At 49.4% G+C, this 17,624-nt stretch carries 17 protein-coding genes and 1 other RNA gene; 4 read left to right on the forward strand and 14 right to left on the reverse strand.

Features of this window, described 5'->3' with window-relative positions:
* Positions 1 to 14: 14 nt before the first annotated feature.
* From XMA152_RS06595 to XMA152_RS06605, 3 genes are read right to left on the reverse strand one after another with little or no spacing between them, the layout of a single operon-like run.
* Positions 15 to 425 carry a PaaI family thioesterase gene (locus XMA152_RS06595; RefSeq protein ID WP_371813289.1) on the reverse strand — a complete coding sequence of 137 codons (411 nt, stop codon included), beginning with the start codon at positions 423 to 425 and terminating at the stop codon, positions 15 to 17.
* Between the two features lie 12 nt (positions 426 to 437).
* On the reverse strand, positions 438 to 1,718 hold the full coding sequence (locus tag XMA152_RS06600) for a M18 family aminopeptidase (RefSeq protein ID WP_173483095.1): 1,281 nt from the start codon (positions 1,716 to 1,718) through the stop codon (positions 438 to 440).
* Positions 1,718 to 2,254 (reverse strand): FKBP-type peptidyl-prolyl cis-trans isomerase, encoded by a 537-nt coding sequence (locus XMA152_RS06605; RefSeq protein WP_371813290.1) that lies wholly within the window; start codon positions 2,252 to 2,254, stop codon positions 1,718 to 1,720. The genes XMA152_RS06600 and XMA152_RS06605 overlap by 1 nt, the downstream gene beginning before the upstream one ends.
* 109 nt (positions 2,255 to 2,363) lie before the next feature.
* On the opposite strand from XMA152_RS06605, the gene XMA152_RS06610 reads away from it, so the two are divergent.
* The 3 genes from XMA152_RS06610 (at position 2,364) to XMA152_RS06620 (ending at position 7,512) form a co-directional block, all read left to right on the forward strand.
* Positions 2,364 to 4,415 carry a carboxy terminal-processing peptidase gene (locus XMA152_RS06610; RefSeq protein ID WP_173483096.1) on the forward strand — a complete coding sequence of 684 codons (2,052 nt, stop codon included), beginning with the start codon at positions 2,364 to 2,366 and terminating at the stop codon, positions 4,413 to 4,415.
* 398 nt (positions 4,416 to 4,813) lie between these two features.
* A complete protein-coding gene (gene rpsA, locus XMA152_RS06615; protein ID WP_173481345.1) occupies positions 4,814 to 6,487 on the forward strand; it encodes a 30S ribosomal protein S1 in 1,674 nt (557 codons plus the stop codon).
* 128 nt (positions 6,488 to 6,615) lie between these two features.
* Positions 6,616 to 7,512 carry an aldo/keto reductase family oxidoreductase gene (locus XMA152_RS06620; protein ID WP_173483097.1) on the forward strand — a complete coding sequence of 299 codons (897 nt, stop codon included), beginning with the start codon at positions 6,616 to 6,618 and terminating at the stop codon, positions 7,510 to 7,512.
* Here the strand turns inward: XMA152_RS06620 and glpK are convergent, their stop codons facing one another.
* The 11 genes from glpK to XMA152_RS06675 all read right to left on the reverse strand — a co-directional run bounded on the left by glpK (position 7,513) and on the right by XMA152_RS06675 (position 16,897).
* Positions 7,513 to 9,027, reverse strand: a complete 1,515-nt coding sequence (glpK, locus tag XMA152_RS06625) for a glycerol kinase GlpK (protein WP_173483098.1) — start codon at positions 9,025 to 9,027, stop codon at positions 7,513 to 7,515.
* A gap of 15 nt (positions 9,028 to 9,042) precedes the next feature.
* Positions 9,043 to 10,881, reverse strand: coding sequence for a ferrous iron transporter B (locus XMA152_RS06630; RefSeq protein ID WP_173483099.1), 1,839 nt, complete (start codon positions 10,879 to 10,881; stop codon positions 9,043 to 9,045).
* Positions 10,881 to 11,138 (reverse strand): FeoA family protein, encoded by a 258-nt coding sequence (locus XMA152_RS06635; RefSeq protein WP_217364012.1) that lies wholly within the window; start codon positions 11,136 to 11,138, stop codon positions 10,881 to 10,883. The genes XMA152_RS06630 and XMA152_RS06635 overlap by 1 nt, the downstream gene beginning before the upstream one ends.
* Before the next feature lie 22 nt (positions 11,139 to 11,160).
* Positions 11,161 to 11,601, reverse strand: coding sequence for a YcgN family cysteine cluster protein (locus XMA152_RS06640; RefSeq protein WP_173483100.1), 441 nt, complete (start codon positions 11,599 to 11,601; stop codon positions 11,161 to 11,163).
* Positions 11,601 to 11,888, reverse strand: a complete 288-nt coding sequence (locus tag XMA152_RS06645; protein ID WP_173483101.1) for a YcgL domain-containing protein — start codon at positions 11,886 to 11,888, stop codon at positions 11,601 to 11,603. Before XMA152_RS06645 ends, XMA152_RS06640 begins: the two co-directional genes overlap by 1 nt.
* A complete protein-coding gene (gene rnd / locus XMA152_RS06650) occupies positions 11,888 to 13,123 on the reverse strand; it encodes a ribonuclease D (protein WP_254442830.1) in 1,236 nt (411 codons plus the stop codon). Before rnd ends, XMA152_RS06645 begins: the two co-directional genes overlap by 1 nt.
* The gene (recR, locus tag XMA152_RS06655; protein WP_173481359.1) at positions 13,071 to 13,673 is read right to left on the reverse strand and encodes a recombination mediator RecR; all 603 of its coding nucleotides are present in this window, start codon (positions 13,671 to 13,673) and stop codon (positions 13,071 to 13,073) included. The genes rnd and recR overlap by 53 nt, the downstream gene beginning before the upstream one ends.
* Before the next feature lie 2 nt (positions 13,674 to 13,675).
* Positions 13,676 to 14,002, reverse strand: coding sequence for a YbaB/EbfC family nucleoid-associated protein (locus XMA152_RS06660; protein WP_173481360.1), 327 nt, complete (start codon positions 14,000 to 14,002; stop codon positions 13,676 to 13,678).
* 10 nt (positions 14,003 to 14,012) lie between these two features.
* Entirely contained in the window at positions 14,013 to 16,016 is a 2,004-nt protein-coding gene (dnaX, locus tag XMA152_RS06665) for a DNA polymerase III subunit gamma/tau (protein WP_173483102.1), read from the reverse strand.
* A 98-nt stretch (positions 16,017 to 16,114) separates the two neighbouring features.
* Positions 16,115 to 16,211, reverse strand: an RNA gene (ffs, locus tag XMA152_RS06670) — signal recognition particle sRNA small type.
* Between the two features lie 71 nt (positions 16,212 to 16,282).
* A complete protein-coding gene (locus XMA152_RS06675; RefSeq protein ID WP_173481362.1) occupies positions 16,283 to 16,897 on the reverse strand; it encodes a LysE family translocator in 615 nt (204 codons plus the stop codon).
* 64 nt (positions 16,898 to 16,961) lie between these two features.
* On the opposite strand from XMA152_RS06675, the gene XMA152_RS06680 reads away from it, so the two are divergent.
* Positions 16,962 to 17,504 (forward strand): DUF2058 domain-containing protein, encoded by a 543-nt coding sequence (locus XMA152_RS06680; protein WP_173481363.1) that lies wholly within the window; start codon positions 16,962 to 16,964, stop codon positions 17,502 to 17,504.
* Positions 17,505 to 17,624 lie beyond the last annotated feature (120 nt).

A 17,624-nucleotide genomic window follows, 5' to 3' on the forward strand; every position in this document is an offset into this window, starting at 1 on the left:
CTGTTTTAGAGGCCTTACTTTGCCGGTATCGAATAGGTTGCTGTGACGTGCGCCACCATCGAGTCTTCATCACCCGAGTAGATGTAACACTCACCCACCCCGTTTCTTCGACCAACGCGAAGCACACGTGCACGTGCCAACATATCAACAGGCTTGGGCTTACTTAAGAAGTTGATGTTTAGGTTACCCGTAACCGTCATCGGCGAGGGGCCAATCTTAGTTTGCAACGCAGACCAGATGGCCACATCCGCCATCCCCATCATGGTTGGACCTGAGACCGTACCACCTGGACGCAAATGACTATCTTCAACCGTTAATCGCATCAATACCCAACCATCTCCCGCCTCTTCAACGGCACCAAAGCCTTCACCTTGCGGAAAGTGGTTTGTTAAAAAATCATTCAGCTCATGAACCGTTTGTAACACGTCTAAACCCTCTTACACTCTGGCTTTATCGAAGTAGTGTTGCAGAATCAGATAGAGTGAGTGTGCATCCTGACTGCCGCATAACTCACGAATTGAGTGCATACCAAATTGTGGACAGCCGATATCCACAGTACGAATACCAACTTCCGATGCGGTAATCGGACCAATCGTGCTGCCACACCCCATATCAGATCGAACCACAAAGCTCTGTACTGGCACATTCACATCCTGCGCAATGGCGCGGAAGGTTGCACTGGTTTCACTGTTGGTGGCGTAGCGCTGATTAGAGTTAATTTTGATGACCGGTCCTGCATTAATCAGCGGACCATGATTCTCGTCATGTTTATCGGCATAGTTAGGGTGCACACCGTGAGCGTTGTCTGCGGAGATCATCATGGAGTGGCTGATCACACGGTTACGCTCTTCGTTGTTCGGCAAGAGTCGCTCTAGCCACTGGGCCAACATTGGGCCTTGAGCACCACAGGCACTCGCACTCCCCACCTCTTCGTGGTCGGTACAAACCAAAACACCAGCCTGTTGGCCATCACTGTCGAGTAGAGACTGCAAACCGATGAAACAGCTCAGCAGATTATCCAATCGAGCTGAGGCGATAAACTCTCTGTTCAAACCCACCATTGCAGGCGCTTGAACATCGTAGAAAGAGAGTTCGTAATCCAGAACCTCCTGGACCTCTGTCACACCCTGTTCAAGCAATTTAGATTTCAATAAGGCTCTGAAATCTTGCTTCTGTTCCGCCTGACCTAGCAGCACAGGGAGGTGAAGTTGTGGGTTAACCGTTCGATCTTTATTGGCCTCACGGTCTAGGTGAATCGCAAGGCTTGGAATCGTCGCGATCGCCTCTTTGAAATCGATTAGCGAGCTGTCCAGTGATCCATCGGCTTGGCGGTAGGTCACCCGGCCAGCTAACGACAAGTCGCGATCAAACCAGGGGTTCAACAGCGCACCACCATAGACTTCAACGCCTAGCTGCAGATAATTTTGTCGGTAGAGCTCTGGCGTTGGCTTGACGCGAAGACAGGGTGAGTCGGTATGAGCGCCCACCATTCTAAAGCCTGCATCAAAGTTGCCAGTATGACGCCAAGCGATGATCGATGAACCGTTACGACGAATAAAGTAACTCTCGCCAGCGACAGGATTCCAAGCTTCGTGTTCCAACAGCTCTTTGAAGCCAGCCTGACTTAAGCGTTCTGCCATCTGCTGCGTGGCATGAAAAGGGGTTGGACTATCTGCTAAAAAGGTTAGTAGATCTTGGTTAAAACGCTCTTGTTCCATTACTGTTTCTCCGCACCCTTCTCGAGTACTTCTATTAACCTAACATCAAATATCAAAGCTGAATTGGGTGGAATTTCACGACTGGGACTGCGCGCACCGTAGGCCAAATCAGCAGGAATGTAGAGCTCATACTGAGCTCCCTCTTTCATTAACCCTAGGCCTTCTCGCCAACCTTTAATCACTTGATTGAGCGGGAATTTGATCGGCTTTCCGGCTTCGGTCTTATCGAAGATACCGCCATCGACACGGCGGCCTTCATATTCAACCAGCACAACACTGTCGTACTCTGGCTGCTTGCCCTGTCCTTCGGAAATGACACGGTACTGCAGTCCCGACCTACGAACAATCACACCCGGCTTTTGACGATTTTCAGCTAGGAAAGCCTCCCCTGCTTTGCGAGTATCGTCATTCAGTGCCTTCTCTATTAGCTCTTTTCGAAACGCCTCTTTATCTTCGATCTCGTCCCGGTCAGAGGCGCTATCACAACCGGCCAACATCAAAGAAAAAATCGCTAAACCCGCAATTCGCAAAACCACCGCAACCACTCCCGCGTAGTAAAAGAAAGTTATTTTACATCATGAGGAGAGCTGGCCTAAACTGCTCTCTATTAGATTTTTACTTTTATTGCGGTTTTGGAGTATTGGCATGCGAGCGTTACAGCTCTTTTTGGTTTTATCATTAACGATAGCGACAGGTGCACAGGCCTCCCTTAAGCCTGAGACCGTCCACTCGAATGCCATTCAGTCGCTGGTCGCGGGGTTGGAATCTCACCACTACCGCGAACAGGCCGTCGACGATGAACTCTCCGAAAAACTCTTCAACAACTTCTTTGAGACTATCGACCCAACCAAAAGCTACCTTCTGCAGAGCGATATCGACTCACTGGCTCACTACAAGCGTACTCTGGACGATGACATGCGCTCCGGAAATCTAGCCTTTGCATTTGCCGCCTACGAACGCTTTTTGACCCGTTTTCAAGAGCGTACAGAGCAGATGATCGACGCTCTAAAATCGGACCCAACATTTGATTTCACTCTAGACGACAGACTTCCGATCAGTCGTGAAGAGAAACCTTGGTTTCAATCGAAAGGTGAACAGGATCAATACTGGTCACTGCGTCTAAAAAGCGCCGTGTTAAATCTAAAACTGTCTGACAAGAGTGTTTCTGAAGCTAAAGAGACACTGATCAAACGTTACGAATCGCAACTTAATCGTGCACTGCAGACCAATAGCGAAGATATTTTTCAATCATATGCTAATGCCTTAGCACGTCTTTACGACCCGCATACCGCCTATTTTTCACCCGCGACCTCAGAGAACTTTGAGATCAACATGAGTCTATCCCTTGAAGGGATCGGCGCTGTCCTGCAGAGCGAAGATGAGTTCACCAAAATCGTCAGCCTTGTACCGGCAGGGCCTGCAGATAAGAGTGGCCAGTTGAAGCCTGCCGACCTAATCGTGGGTGTCGGACAAGACATGAATGGTGAGATCGAAGATGTGGTGGGTATGCGCTTGGATGATGTCGTTGACAGAATCCGTGGACCTAAAGGATCCATTGTGCGCTTAGAGATCATCCCATCCACTTCGGCTGACAAGAGCACACGCAAGATCGTCAAATTAGAGCGACAGCGTGTAAAGCTTGAAGAGCAAGCGGCCAAGTCTCGGATCATGGAGGTTGTGCGTGACGGCAACATCCATAAAGTTGGCATCATAGACATCCCAACCTTCTACATCGATTTTGCGGCCCTCAGAAAAGGGGACAAGGATTACCGGAGCACGACTCGTGATGTAGCGGTACTGATTGAAGACCTCAAGCGACAGGGCGTTAATGCTCTGGTTGTTGATCTACGCGAAAACGGTGGTGGCTCACTGCGAGAGGCCAATGAACTGGTGGGTCTCTTTATTAGCCGTGGCCCAACCGTGCAGATTCGTGATCTTGAAGGTCGTGTCGATGTGCTGGGCGACTACAACCCAGAGACCACTTGGACTGGACCCTTAACCGTTGTGATTGATCGACTCAGTGCATCGGCTTCGGAAATCTTCGCCGGTGCAATACAAGATTACCGCCGAGGGCTGGTCGTTGGCAGTCGCACATTCGGCAAAGGGACTGTGCAGACTCTTCAACCACTGCGTCATGGGCAGCTAAAATTCACAACCGCGAAGTTCTATCGTATCTCTGGTGAGAGTACTCAGCACCAAGGAGTAGCTCCAGATATCGAGTTTCCATCGATGTTTGATCAGAGCGAAATCGGTGAAAGCGCTCTCGACTTTGCCCTCCCTTGGGACAAAGTAAGGCCTGTTCGTTACGGCAGCTACTCATCACTCGATCGTTGGGTTCCTGAGCTGCAAAACCGCCATACTCAAAGAACGCAAACTGATCCTGATTTTCAGCACATGCGTGACACCATCGCCTTGATCAATGAGCAGAAATCGATGCAGTGGCTGCCGCTCAATGAAGAGCAGTTAAAAGCCCAACGCGATCAGATGGAGCAGGCTCAAATCGATCTAGAGAATCAGCGTCGCATGGCAAAGGGTGAACAACCTATTAAGACGCTTGATGAGCTACTGACAGAGACAGCACCCGGTGAAGAGATCACTGATCCCGACAGTGAAGCCGTGCTTCGCGAAGCCAGTGAGCTGAGCATCGATATGATCGAGATGTTCTTTCAAGAGGATCAGTCTCGTTTGGCGGGTTGATAGCGGAATGTGAGATACGATTCGCTAAGCGAATCTTTCGCGGCTTGTCCTTCGGGCAATTCGCTCCTACAGTAGGACTTCGGAAAAAATTATCTACGTAGCTCGACTGTAGGAGCGAATTGGAGCGCAGCGACAAACCGCGATCAAACCGCACTAGCGATTTGTAATTCTTTCCCCTTCTTCTCGAGACTATTCCCAACCGCTGTCCACTGCTCAAAAAAACACCAATTCCGCTTTGCACACCGCTAACACTCCTGTATAATTTCGCCCTCTTTATAACTCCGTCAGCTTGCATCCATCAGCTTAGCAAGTCATCGGAGATGACGATGAACCGACCCTATGAAGCTGATGTCATAGGCTAGTGTGCCATCCCCTGGCACCCAAAATAGGACACTTTCATGAGCGAAAGCTTTGCTGAACTGTTTGAAGAATCCCTCCAAGAACTTGCGATGACTCCAGGTACCCTAGTAACTGGTACTGTTGTTGATATCGATGCTGATTGGGTAACTGTTAACGCTGGTCTTAAGTCTGAAGCGGTTATTCCACGCTCTCAGTTCCTTAACGATGCGAACGAACTTGAAATCAACATTGGTGATGACGTTAAAGTTGCACTAGAAGCTGTAGAAGACGGTTTCGGTGAAACTAAACTTTCTCGCGAGAAAGCGAAACGTGCAGAAGCATGGGAAGTTCTTCAGACTAAGTTTGAAGCGGAAGAGATCGTAAAAGGTTACATCTCTGGCAAAGTTAAAGGTGGTTTCACTGTAAACGTCAACAACATCCAAGGCTTCCTACCAGGTTCATTGGTAGACGTTCGCCCAGTACGTGACGTTGATCACCTAGAAGGCAAAGAACTTGAATTCAAACTTATCAAACTTGATCAGAAGCGTAACAACGTTGTTGTTTCTCGCCGCGCAGTTCTTCAAGAAGCTAACAGCGCACAGCGTGATGAGATCCTTGCTGATCTTGAAGAAGGCCAAGCAGTTAAAGGTTACGTTAAGAACCTTACTAACTACGGTGCGTTCATCGACCTTGGCGGCGTTGACGGTCTTCTACACATCACTGACATGGCGTGGAAACGTATCTCTCACCCAAGCGAAATGCTAACTCCAGGTGATGAGATCGACGTTAAGATCATCAAATTCGACAAAGAGAGCGGTCGTATCTCTCTAGGTCTTAAGCAGCTATCTGAAGATCCATGGGAAGCGATCAAGAACCGTTACCCAGCAGGCACTCGTGTATCAGGTAAGGTTACAAACCTAACTGATTACGGCTGTTTCGCATCTCTAGAAGATGGCGTAGAAGGTCTAGTACACGTTTCTGAAATGTCTTGGACTAACAAAAACATCCACCCATCTAAAATCGTTCAGGTTGGTGATGCTGTAGAAGTTATGGTTCTAGACGTTGATGAAGAGCGTCGTCGTATCTCATTGGGTATCAAACAGTGTACAACTAACCCATGGGCTGCATTCTCTGAGCAGTACGCTGCTGGCGATAAAGTATCTGGCACAATCAAGACGATCACTGACTTCGGTATCTTCGTTGGTCTAGACAACGATCTAGACGGCCTAGTACACATGTCAGATATCACTTGGGAAGCTGATGCTGAAGCTGCACTTCGCGACTACAAGAAAGGCGACGAAGTTGAAGCAGTTATCCTGTCTATTGACGCAGAGAAAGAGCGTATCTCTCTTGGCGTTAAACAGCTAGAAAGCGATCCATTCTCTGAGTTCCTAGCGGGCCACGAGAAAGGCGCAATCGTTACTGGTACTGTTACAGCAGTTGAGCCACGTGCTGCTACTGTTGAACTTGCTGAAGGTATCGAAGCTGTTCTTAAAGCATCTGACATCGCTGCAGAGCGCATCGAAGACGCTACAACTGCTCTAAACGTTGGCGACAGCGTTGAAGGTAAGATTGTAGGTGTTGATCGTCGCAACCGCGTTATCACCTTCTCTATCCGTGCGAAAGATCAAGCTGAAGAGAAAGCTGCTCTTAAAGCCGTACAGAACGCTGAAGTTGAAACTGCTGGTCCAACGACTATCGGTGACCTTATCAAGCAGCAGATGGGTCAGTAATCCTAAGATTACCGACACACTGAAAAAGAGCGCTTCGGCGCTCTTTTTTTTGGCTATTTCATTGCTATATTGAACCTCAAATTGACAATATTTAGACTGGTAAAAAATCTAAAAATCGGGGCTCTAGATTGAAACGAATCAAAACTCTTCATTACGATCTAACATTCAGCGAACTGGCTTATGGTGTCTGGAGACTCGCAGAGTCCAAGCCAACCACTTCAAGTACCGAAGCCAAAATCCAAGCCTGTTTGGATCAGGGAATAACGACCTTTGACCATGCAGATATCTACGGTGACTATCAGTGTGAGCAACTCTTTGGCGACGTACTGAAAGCCAATCCATCCCTAAGAGGCCAGATGGAGCTGATTAGCAAATGTGATATCGCTTTGATCTCAGATCACTACCCAGAGCGACGAGTTAAATATTATGACACCTCGCGTGAATACCTATTTCAGCAGGTCAAACAGAGTCTGAAGAACTTACATACCGACTACCTAGACACCCTATTAATTCACAGACCTGATCCATTAATGGATGCCGAAGAGACCGGAGAGGCACTGGACGATCTCATTAAAGAAGGCTTAGTCAGAACCGTAGGTGTCTCTAACTTTTCAGTGTGGCAGTGGAAACTACTGCAGTCGAAAATGACGAATCGACTGATCACCAATCAAATTGAGATCAATCTCTTTAAACAGAGTTCACTCTGGGATGGAACGCTGGAAGCGATGCAACTCGATCAGCTACTGCCGATGGCCTGGTCACCACTGGCTGGCGGCCAACTGTTTAACCAACCTCTCAATTCAGAGCTAGACAGCCTACTAAAACGAATTGAGAGGAGCCAACAGTGCCAGCGTGAACATATCGCACTGGCCTGGTTAAGAGTGCACCCTGCCAATATTCTTCCTGTTGTTGGCACAAACAATCTAGATCGAATAAAAGCGCTGCATCAGGTCAATCATGTTGAGCTTGATCGAGAGACCTGGTTTGAACTGCTGACCGCAGCAAAAGGATCTGAAGTGCCCTAATTAAAGCTTTTGCTTATCGACCAGCAAACGACCGACGGCCTCTTTCCAACCAGCATATCGTTGATTGGCGTCTTCAGGGGACATATTGGGAAGAAACTCTCGATTCAGCGCCCATGAGCCTGCAAATTCATCCTGAGCAGGATATAGGCCGATACTCATACCCGCCAGCCATGCAACACCAAGCGCGGTTGTCTCGATAATCTCTGGTCGATGAACGGGCGCCTGTAAAATATCGGCTAGAGATTGAGCCATCCAATCATTAGCCACCATACCACCATCAATTCTAAGGATCGATTGACCAAGAGATTGATCAACGCTTTGCCAATCAGAGATCATCGCTTCATGGAGATCTCTGGTCTGATAAGAGACAGAACGTAACGCTGCTCTGGCAAGATCCTCTATGCCGGTATCTCGATTAATGCCAAAGATTGCTCCCCGGCACTCTGAGTTCCAGTAGGGAGCACCTAAACCTGTAAAGGCTGGCACTAGATAGAGGCGGTTATCAGGGTCCGCACTGTTAGCAAGCGTTTCTGTTTCTGAAGCATCACGAATGATTTTCAAACCATCACGCAACCACTGCACGACAGCGCCTGCTATAAAGATGGACCCCTCCAAAGCGTAGGTGGGTTTTCCATCAAACTGATAGGCTATCGTACTCAATAAACGATGTTTTGATTCCACACATTGATCACCCGTATTAAGCAGGGCAAAACATCCCGTACCGTATGTAGACTTCAACATACCAGGTGAAAAGCAGGCCTGCCCCAGTGTGGCTGCCTGCTGGTCACCAGCCACTCCAGAGATCGGAATGGCATAACCACCCAGCAGATCTGGCCGAGTAACACCGAAATCATCTGCACAGTTTTTGACTACTGGAAGCATAGATGAGGGGATATCCAGCAGCCCAAGAAGCTCATCATCCCAGCACCCGTCATGAATGTTGTAGATTAAGGTTCTTGAAGCATTAGTCGCATCCGTGGCGTGAACTTCACCACCCGTTAGCCGCCAGATGAGATAACAGTCAATGGTACCAAAGAGCAAATGACCCGCCTCGGCCGCTTCACGAGCGCCCGATACGTTATCCAATATCCAAGCCACCTTAGTCGCTGAAAAGTAGGGATCCAATAGCAGACCGGTTTTCTGCCTAAACAGGGGCTCAAAGCCGTTCTGTTTTAGGGTAGAGCAGTGATCGGCGGTCCGACGATCTTGCCATACAATTGCATTATAAATCGCCTTACCCGTTCGCTTATCCCAAACCACGATCGTCTCTCGTTGGTTTGTAATCCCTATTGAGGCGATAGAGGCTAAGTTTATATGAGATTTTTCGATCGCTTGAAGGCAGACGCCCGCGGTAACAGACCAGATCTCCTCAGGGTCATGCTCAACCCAGCCAGACTGAGGAAATATCTGAGTAAACTCTTGCTGAGCTGTCGCTATGGGCGAAAGATTAGCATCGAAGGCGATCGCTCTCGACGATGTAGTGCCCTGATCAATGGCGAGTACAAATTCCTTCATCCCGAACAACTCCAATTAGAAATAGCTTAAACCTTGATAAGCCATCCAAGCCAAGCTGTAAGCCAAAACACTATACCCCACAAACAGACCGGCCGGCAGCGACCAGCTACCGCTCTCCCTGCGCAACGTTGCTAGTGTTGAGACACACTGAGCAGCAATGGCGAAGAAGACAAACAGAGCGACCCCAGAAGCCAAAGAGATGCCCGAATCCTGAATCTGTTGAGCCAAGGAGGTGAACTCCTCCTCGGCACCTTCAATACCATAGAGTGTACCCAGTGTGCCGACAAAGACCTCTCGCGCTAGGAACGACGCGATAATGGCAACACCGTACTTCCAATCAAGGCCGATGGGTTCAAAGATAGGCGCTATGAATTTACCAATAGCCCCCAACCAGGATTCACCCAAATTAGCTCCCTGATTAGGGAAGTAGCCTAACACCCAGACCACCAAACTGACCCAGAAGATCACGGGGCCTGCACGTTTCACAAAATCACCACTGCGTGACCAAGCCAACTGGCCTAAAGTTTTTGCACCCGGTAGACGATAGGGAGGCATCTCGAGAACAAATGGGAGATCACTCCCCTTACCTGCCTTTACTCTAGAGAGTAACGACACGATCAACAAGGCCATAACGATTCCGAATAGATAGATCGCCAACATGGCCAGACCTTGCAACCCTACTGCACCACCTAGAAGTGACTCATTGGGAATAAACGCGACAATAAGAAGCCCATAGACAGGTAGTCGAGCCGAACAAGGCATAAGCGGAATGGCAAAGTAGGTTAACCAGCGACGTCTTGGTGACTCTATGGTTCGTGCTGCATAGATGCCTGGGATAGCACAGGCGACACCCGATAACATTGGGACAAAACTTTTACCAGTTAGACCAAAAGCGCGAAGCGGTCTGTGACAGATGACAGCGGCCCTAGCGAGGTACCCTGAATCTTCCATAAAACCGACGATCAACGTGAGAATAAAAATCTGAGGTACAAACACCAAAAAAGCACCCAGCCCGCCAAACAGAGCATCTTTGACAAAGTCATGCAGCATACCGCTTGGTATCAGAGGCAACACGGAGTCTGCCGTGAGTCCAATCAGTGACTCTACGCCATCCATCAAAGGAGCGGCCCAACTGAATATCGCCTGGAACAATAAAAACATGATCAACAGAAAACTCAGACCACCCGTCAGGGTACTGAGGAAGAATTGATCCGCTCGGTTATGAACCAGAAGCAGGTAGTCCCCTTTGGGACCAAACTCATTCGCCAACGATTCCGCTAGATTTCGGAACACAGAAGCGTCAAACGCAATCAGATCCTCTTTTAGCTCACCCTTTGGAACCTCTATCCCCTGCCCTGAGCGTGTAATGATTTGATCGACGCCTACACCACTCTTTGCAGAGATCGGAATGACGGGCATATCCAAGCGTTGCGACAGCCCTTCAGCATCAACGCTCTGATTATGACTCTCTAGAACATCATGCATATTGGTCACAATCATCACGGGGTGACCAGCACGTCGACAGGCCTCCCTGACCTGCAACGCAAATACAAGACCTTTCTCCATGCGGGTCGCATCGACAACACAGACCACGGCTTCTATGTGACCGACAGGAACGTCCAACAATTTATAGAAGGCATCTACAGCAACCTGCTCTTCGCCCGAAAGAGGGGTTAAAGAGTAAGCGCCAGGAAAATCGACCACCAATAGGTCTGATCGACCGACCGCTGGGCCCGTTGAGGTATCGACTGTGATTCCAGGAAAGTTTGCCACACGCTGATTCATGCCGGTAAGACGATTGAACAGCATCGATTTGCCCGAGTTAGGGCTTCCGACCAGTAGTAGTTGTTTCATTATTCAGACGTGACCGGATGTGCAATCACACACTCTGCGATTGTCTTTTCAAGTGAGTAGACTGCGTTACCCACTTTATACAATTTAGGAGCGCCCAAACGAGGTGCTTGAGTACATAAAACGCGTGCGCCTTGATGGAACCCTAACTCCTCCAAACGCGCTATCACAGCAGCATCCAAAGCGGGGGTAAACCCTTCAATAACACTTTGAATACCCCGTTTCATCTGCCAGAGATTGGCACATTGAATTTGAGACATAATGATTTCTTGTAAAAGCAGGTTATTCTGGCTCAATCACGTAATCGATGAACTCATCTTCTGTGATTTCGTTATCTTTGACTTCGTAGTAGCTCAAGACAGAAGCGTTAGCTTCGATGACACTGCGCTGATCACCGCTGACCAACGGATGCCATTGAGGAAGTTCATGCCCCTCATAGATCAAGCGGTAGGCACAACTTTGCGGTAGCCAGTGGAACTCTTCGACATCTTTTGGATGCAATTTGACACAACTGGGCTGGCGAGTAGATCGGTTAGGATAATCCGTGCACTGGCAGTTATCGGTATTCAGAAGGTGGCAAACGACGGTGGTGTAGTAGACCTCTTCTGTATCCTCATCCTCCAGCTTGTGCAGACAACAGAGGGCACAGCCGTCACAGAGAGACTCCCACTCGTCGTGGGTCATCTGTTCCAGTGATTTACTGCGCCAAAACACCTCTGACATTAGCGGACGCCTGTCTCTGGACGGTCCATGTGGATATCGAGCATGTAGTCCTCTTTAGGGGGCGGCATCTGCAGGTAAAAACCTTGGTCACGAATGCTTTCAAGCACTTTTGCAGTATCGGCGCGCGCCAATTTACGTTCGGCCGTTAGTGGCATATCCATAGAGTGAACGGGAGTACCAAAGATCTCGATAAGGGCCTCTGGAACACGCTCTAGACCTTCACGCTTATCAACGTAGAGGTACATCTCATCTTTTTTTGAGCTTTTATAAATAGAACAAATTAACATCAGTTTGACTCGTTTAATTCTGCTAGCTGATCAAGCAGAGCCTGACCAATCAAAGGTTTTCGCCATCCACACAGGCTATCTGGCAATTCGTAATGACCTGTCTCAACACCTGTGCGAATCAACGCTTCAATATCTCGCTTTCTGAGCATCAGCTCCGGCGCCACATTATGTTGCTCCGCCGCTTTGGCGCCTACTGCACGTAAGGCTTTAAGGTGAGCATGAAACTTGAACTTCAAAGGCTGCTCAATCGGTTCTGGCGGGTTATCTTGGGCTGACTTATCAGCATTTTTTAGGCAGCGAATAATATCGTTACCAAAATCCCAGACGTTGCCTGAACGCAACCCTTCAATTTTTCTCAAATCGTCGCGCTTATTGGGCCACTGCTGAATCACATCGATAATCTGATGGTTAGACAAGATGCGATTGCGGGCTTTATCCCTCAAACGGCTGGTGCGTTCACGCCAAATGGTCAGGTCTCGCAGAGCCGCTAACTTACGCGTCGGAATATTCCAGAGCTGTGAGAAACGTCGATAGTAGTCATCAATATTCGCTTCGTTAGCAATGACACTGGCAACTAGCTCTTCGCACTCCTCTTTGACCCACTCGGTGCGCCCCAACTTCTCAAGCTCTTTAAACTGCATCTGAACGATTTCGGCTAGGTAGCAGACATCCAGTGCCGCATAGAGTGTCTGATTATCAGTTAGCGGGCGTTGTAGCCAGTCGGACTTGGTTTCACCCTTATCCAGATCGATATCCAGCGCATGTTTAACAAGACGCTGAAGTCCCATACTGAAACCCCAACCACAAAAAGCGGCCGCGACTTGGGTATCAAACATCGGTGAGGGTGCCGCTTTATAGCGATGTTTAAACAACTCAACATCTTCTCCACAAGCGTGCAGAACCTTTAAGACCTGAGGCGCTTCTAGCAGCTCTCTGAATGGGCGCCAGCGTTTTATAGGCAGTGGATCAATCAGATAAACACTGTGCTGATCAGCGACTTGAATCAGGCCTGGCTTTGCGTAGAAGGTGGAGGTACGAATGAACTCAGTATCCAAGGTAATCAACGGCACCTCTAACCACTGCTGACAGTAGTGAGCCAACTGCTCTTCGGTATCGATCCAGATTGGGTTTTTGGCCGCTTGTCTCAGCTTGGCAAAGTCGTAACCGCTAAAATCTATCAACTTATCGCTCCATCTGGCGGCGACCGGCCAGCGCATGCGCCAGAGTACCGCCATCTACGTACTCAAGCTCGCCACCTACAGGCACCCCGTGAGCAATACGACTGATACTGACATCAACATCGCGAAGCTGTTCGGCAATGTAGTGAGCGGTCGCTTCACCCTCTACCGTTGGATTGGTGGCCAACACCAGTTCGTTAATCTCGCCCTGGTAGACTCGATCCAAAAGCTGATCGATTTTCAAATCTTCCGGCCCTACTCCATCGATCGGCGACAGGTGCCCGCCCAATACAAAATAGAGGCCTGCGTAGCCCCCCGTCTGCTCGATCGCCATCAGATCAATCGGTGATTCCAAAACACACAAGGTTTTACGATCACGCGCTGCATTACTGCAGATATCGCAGACGGCCTGCTCAGAGAGCGAGTGGCATTGTTCACACTCACCAATATTCTGAGCAGCATCAGCCAGCGCACCACTGATCTGGATGGCAGCATCGCGATCACGCTCTAACAGGTGCAACGCCATACGCTGAGCCGTCTTAGGGCCCACTCCCGGTAGGCGACGCAGTGCGCTGATTAGCGATTCTAGCTTAGGGGTTAACGACATAATTAAAACGGCATCTTAAAGCCAGGTGGCATACCCATACCTTGGGTGATTTTCGACATCTGCTCTTGGCTGGTGGTTTCAACCTTACGCACCGCATCATTAACCGCTGCAGCGATAAGATCTTCTAGAATCTCTTTATCCTCTTCCATCAAAGAGTCATCGATGCTGACACGTTTTACGTCGTGACGACCGTTCATAACGATGCTGACAAGACCTGCACCCGCTTCACCCGTCACTTCAGCGCGAGCGATCTCCTCTTGCGCTTTCTGCATGTCCTCTTGCATCTTTTGGGCCTGCTTCATTAGGTTGCCCATTCCACCTTTCATCATAACTATGACCTCACTCTATCTCTAAAGGCTCAACGGAGAGTTCATCTAACTGTCCATCGAACATCTCAATTAATCGTTCCACATTGGGATCTTGTTTCAAATGCCTTACCGCCGCTATGCGTCGCTCTTCAGCACGGCGAATGCGGTAGTTCACCGGCGTTTCACGCGTCTGTTCAGCCAGCTGAAAATCGACCGACATCGGCTCTTGGAAAAATGCGGTTATCGCATCAGCAATACGTTGTTTGTGCTGATCATTAAAGAGCGCTTCCTGCTCAGCCGTATAGTGCAACACCATACGATTCCCCTGAAGTGTCTCTAAGGACATCGCCTTAGCCAAGCTCTCGGTCATACCGGTTAGATTCAGTTGTGTAATTAAATGCACCCAATCTTCAAGTGCAACGTTGGAGAGCGTAATTGATTTTTCTGCAGTTTTTTTAGCCTGTTCAATATGCTCAACCGGCTCAAATGGCTTAACCTCTTCAACTACTGGTTGCTCATCCGGCTTATCGTAGGTTGCCAGTGGCGTCTCTTCGCCAAACAGATCAATCGCACTGTCGTTAGATTCAACGAGTTCAGCAGCCGGCTCGCCCATGGGTTTATCTATGGGCTCAACTGGCTTAAATGGCTCAGTTGATTCAACCCTAGCGGACTCCAACGGAGCCGATACGGCCTCCATCGAGTCCGCTTCAAACTTTTTTGCCGTTGGCTCCTGATCTGCATAGGCCTCAGCGGGAATATCCTCCCATGGCGGGGGATCATTCACTGGAGCAGACTCTGGCTGCGCTAGCGTCGCTTGAGTCTCTAGCGGCTTTTCAACAACTGGCGTTTCGATCGCTGGCTGTGGTTCCGGCTCACTGACAGCAGGCTCATTTTCAACAGGCCTAGAGATCTCAGACGGCTTAACGGGTGGCGCATCGATAGGACGCTGATCGACAGGACGGAAGGCCAACATACGTAACAAGCACATCTCTAATGCTTCACGAGGGTTCGGTGACATCGGCAGATCACGACGGCCTGTTAATGCGATTTGGTAGTAGAGCTGTATCTCTTCTGCACGCACCTTGCCAGCAAGCGCTTGAATCTGAGCCTGATCCCCTAAGCTATTATCGATCGCAGCAGGCACCACTTGAGCCAAGGCTACTCGATGCAGAATCGAGATCATCTCAGCTAATACACCAGCAAAATCGGGCGAAAACTCAGCCATGGCTGCTACTCGATCGATCGTTGCTTTACCGTCACCGGCCACAATCGCATCCAGTAGATCAAACACCAAGCGATGATCAATGGTACCCAACATAGCACGCACATCACCTTCACGCAGCGCACCAGAGCCAAACGCAATGGCCTGATCGGTCAACGACAGCGCATCACGCATAGACCCATCCGCAGAACGCGCAATCAGCCAGAGTGAAGCGTCATCAAAGGGGATGGACTCTTCGCCCAGTACAAACTGAAGGTGAGAGACGATCTTCTCTGGCGCCATGTTCTTCAGGTTGAACTGAAGACAACGACTCAAAATGGTCACTGGCAGTTTCTGTGGATCGGTTGTCGCCAGTAGGAATTTAACGTGCGGTGGTGGCTCTTCCAACGTCTTCAACAAGGCATTGAATGACGAGGTCGACAACATGTGTACCTCGTCTATTAGGTAGACTTTGTAGCGACCTTGAGTTGGTGCGTATTGCACGTTCTCTAACAGCTCACGGGTATCTTCCACTTTGGTACGTGAAGCCGCATCGACCTCGATAAGATCAACAAATCGACCTTCAGCAATTTCGATACAGGAGCTACAACGACCACATGGCTCCGAGCTGACGCCCTCTTGGCAGTTCAGCGCTTTAGCAAACAGACGTGCAATGGAGGTTTTACCCACACCTCGCGTGCCGGTAAACAGATAGGCGTGGTGCAACCGGTTCTCGTCGAGCGCATTCACAAGCGCTTTTAGAACGTGCTCCTGCCCTACCGTTTCAACGAAACGACGGGGACGCCATTTACGGGCTAAAACCTGATAACTCATCCTATCCTCGGTGGTCGGAAAATTTTAACCCGATACTAACATTTATCGTTGGTGAGGGAGAGTCAAACAGCGGGAATTTTTACCAGAAATGGAGATGGCCCCACCAGCCACATCCCGGCACATGAGTCGACCGCTGTGGCTGCTCCCTTCCGGGCCTGACCAGGTTCACGGTTTATCATTGCGGGAGGACCAATGGAGCCACCACAAAAACACCTCGAATGAGGAGCGCGAAGTATAAGCACCCCGCTAGGCTATTGCAAATGAAGTTAAAGCAGACCTGACAGCATCACACCCGCCAGAAGCGTCAATGCCACCGCCATGCCTCGATTGATTCGCTGCTCGTGCTTTTCCAGTAGCGCCAAGCTTTTGCGTGTACTTAGCAGTAGCGAAACGATGATGTACCAGAGGGTATCAGTAACCCAGGGCGTTACGACCAGCAGCGTCTGCGTTTCAAAGGTTGATTCAGAGCCGACAAAAGGGGCAAAAATCGCAATAAAAAAGAGCATCAACTTAGGATTGAAGGTCGCAATAACGGCCCCATCACGAATCGCCTGCCAATAACTGGTTCGCGCGCGCTCTTCAGGCGCAATCTTCATCGATCCACCCTGCCAAGCGCCGCGTGCCATGTTCAGTAGATAAAGGGCGGCGATGACGGTTAAACCCACCTCTATCCAAGGCAAACGAGCCAGCAGCTGACTTAACCCTACGACCGTCAATAGAGCCCAACCACCGACCATTAAACCGTGCGAGATTGCAGTTAATAGACCATGAACACGGGATCCATTTAACGCCTGGTTTACAACAACCAAAAGGCTGGGACCGGGTGAAACTGCCCCCAAAGTACAGACCGCTAATAGGGTTAACCACTCAACTAAATTCACAAATACCTCAATGAAAAAGCTATGTTAAACTCCGCGCATTCTAGAACTTATGGAAACAGGTGTCATGGCGGGATCACTTCAGGACCAATTGTTAAAAGCGGGCCTTGCTAACAAACAACAGGCAAAAAAGGCGACGATTGAGAAGCGCAAAAAGAAAAAGCAGTCTCCTGATGAGGTCGCTGCAGAAAAAGCCAAACAGCAAGCGGATATCCAAGCCAAACGCGAGCAGAAAGCGGCACAAGATCGCGCCTTGAATGAGGCACGTGATGCCGAACAGGCCGAGAGAGCGATCGATGCTCAAGTGAAGCAGCTGATTGAACATCATCAAATTACAATATCAGAGCGCGCAGAGACTCGTTACCAGTTCGCTGATGGCAAGACCATCAAGCACATCTACATCGATGAATCGATGTTTCAGCCGCTTACTCGCGCCCAGATACGGGTCGCTAAACTCGGTGAAGGTTATGCTTTAGTACCGGCCGTTGTGGCAGAACGAATAGAACAGCGTCGTCCTGAACGAATCATTCCTCTGTCTAGCGATCAACAGGTGAGTGATGAGGATGATCCTTATGCGGATTACGCGATTCCTGATGATTTGATGTGGTAGGTTGGAGCTTAAATAGAAGGCGGATGACAGGCTAAAGCCAGTCACCGGTGCACGTAACGTATTACGGAGTCATGGTGACTGGCCTTCAGCCTGTCACCCGCTCTGACAGCGTTTTCCAGA

It is taken from the genome of Marinobacterium sp. xm-a-152 (assembly GCF_013282965.1).
Classification (GTDB): domain Bacteria; phylum Pseudomonadota; class Gammaproteobacteria; order Pseudomonadales; family Balneatricaceae; genus Marinobacterium_E.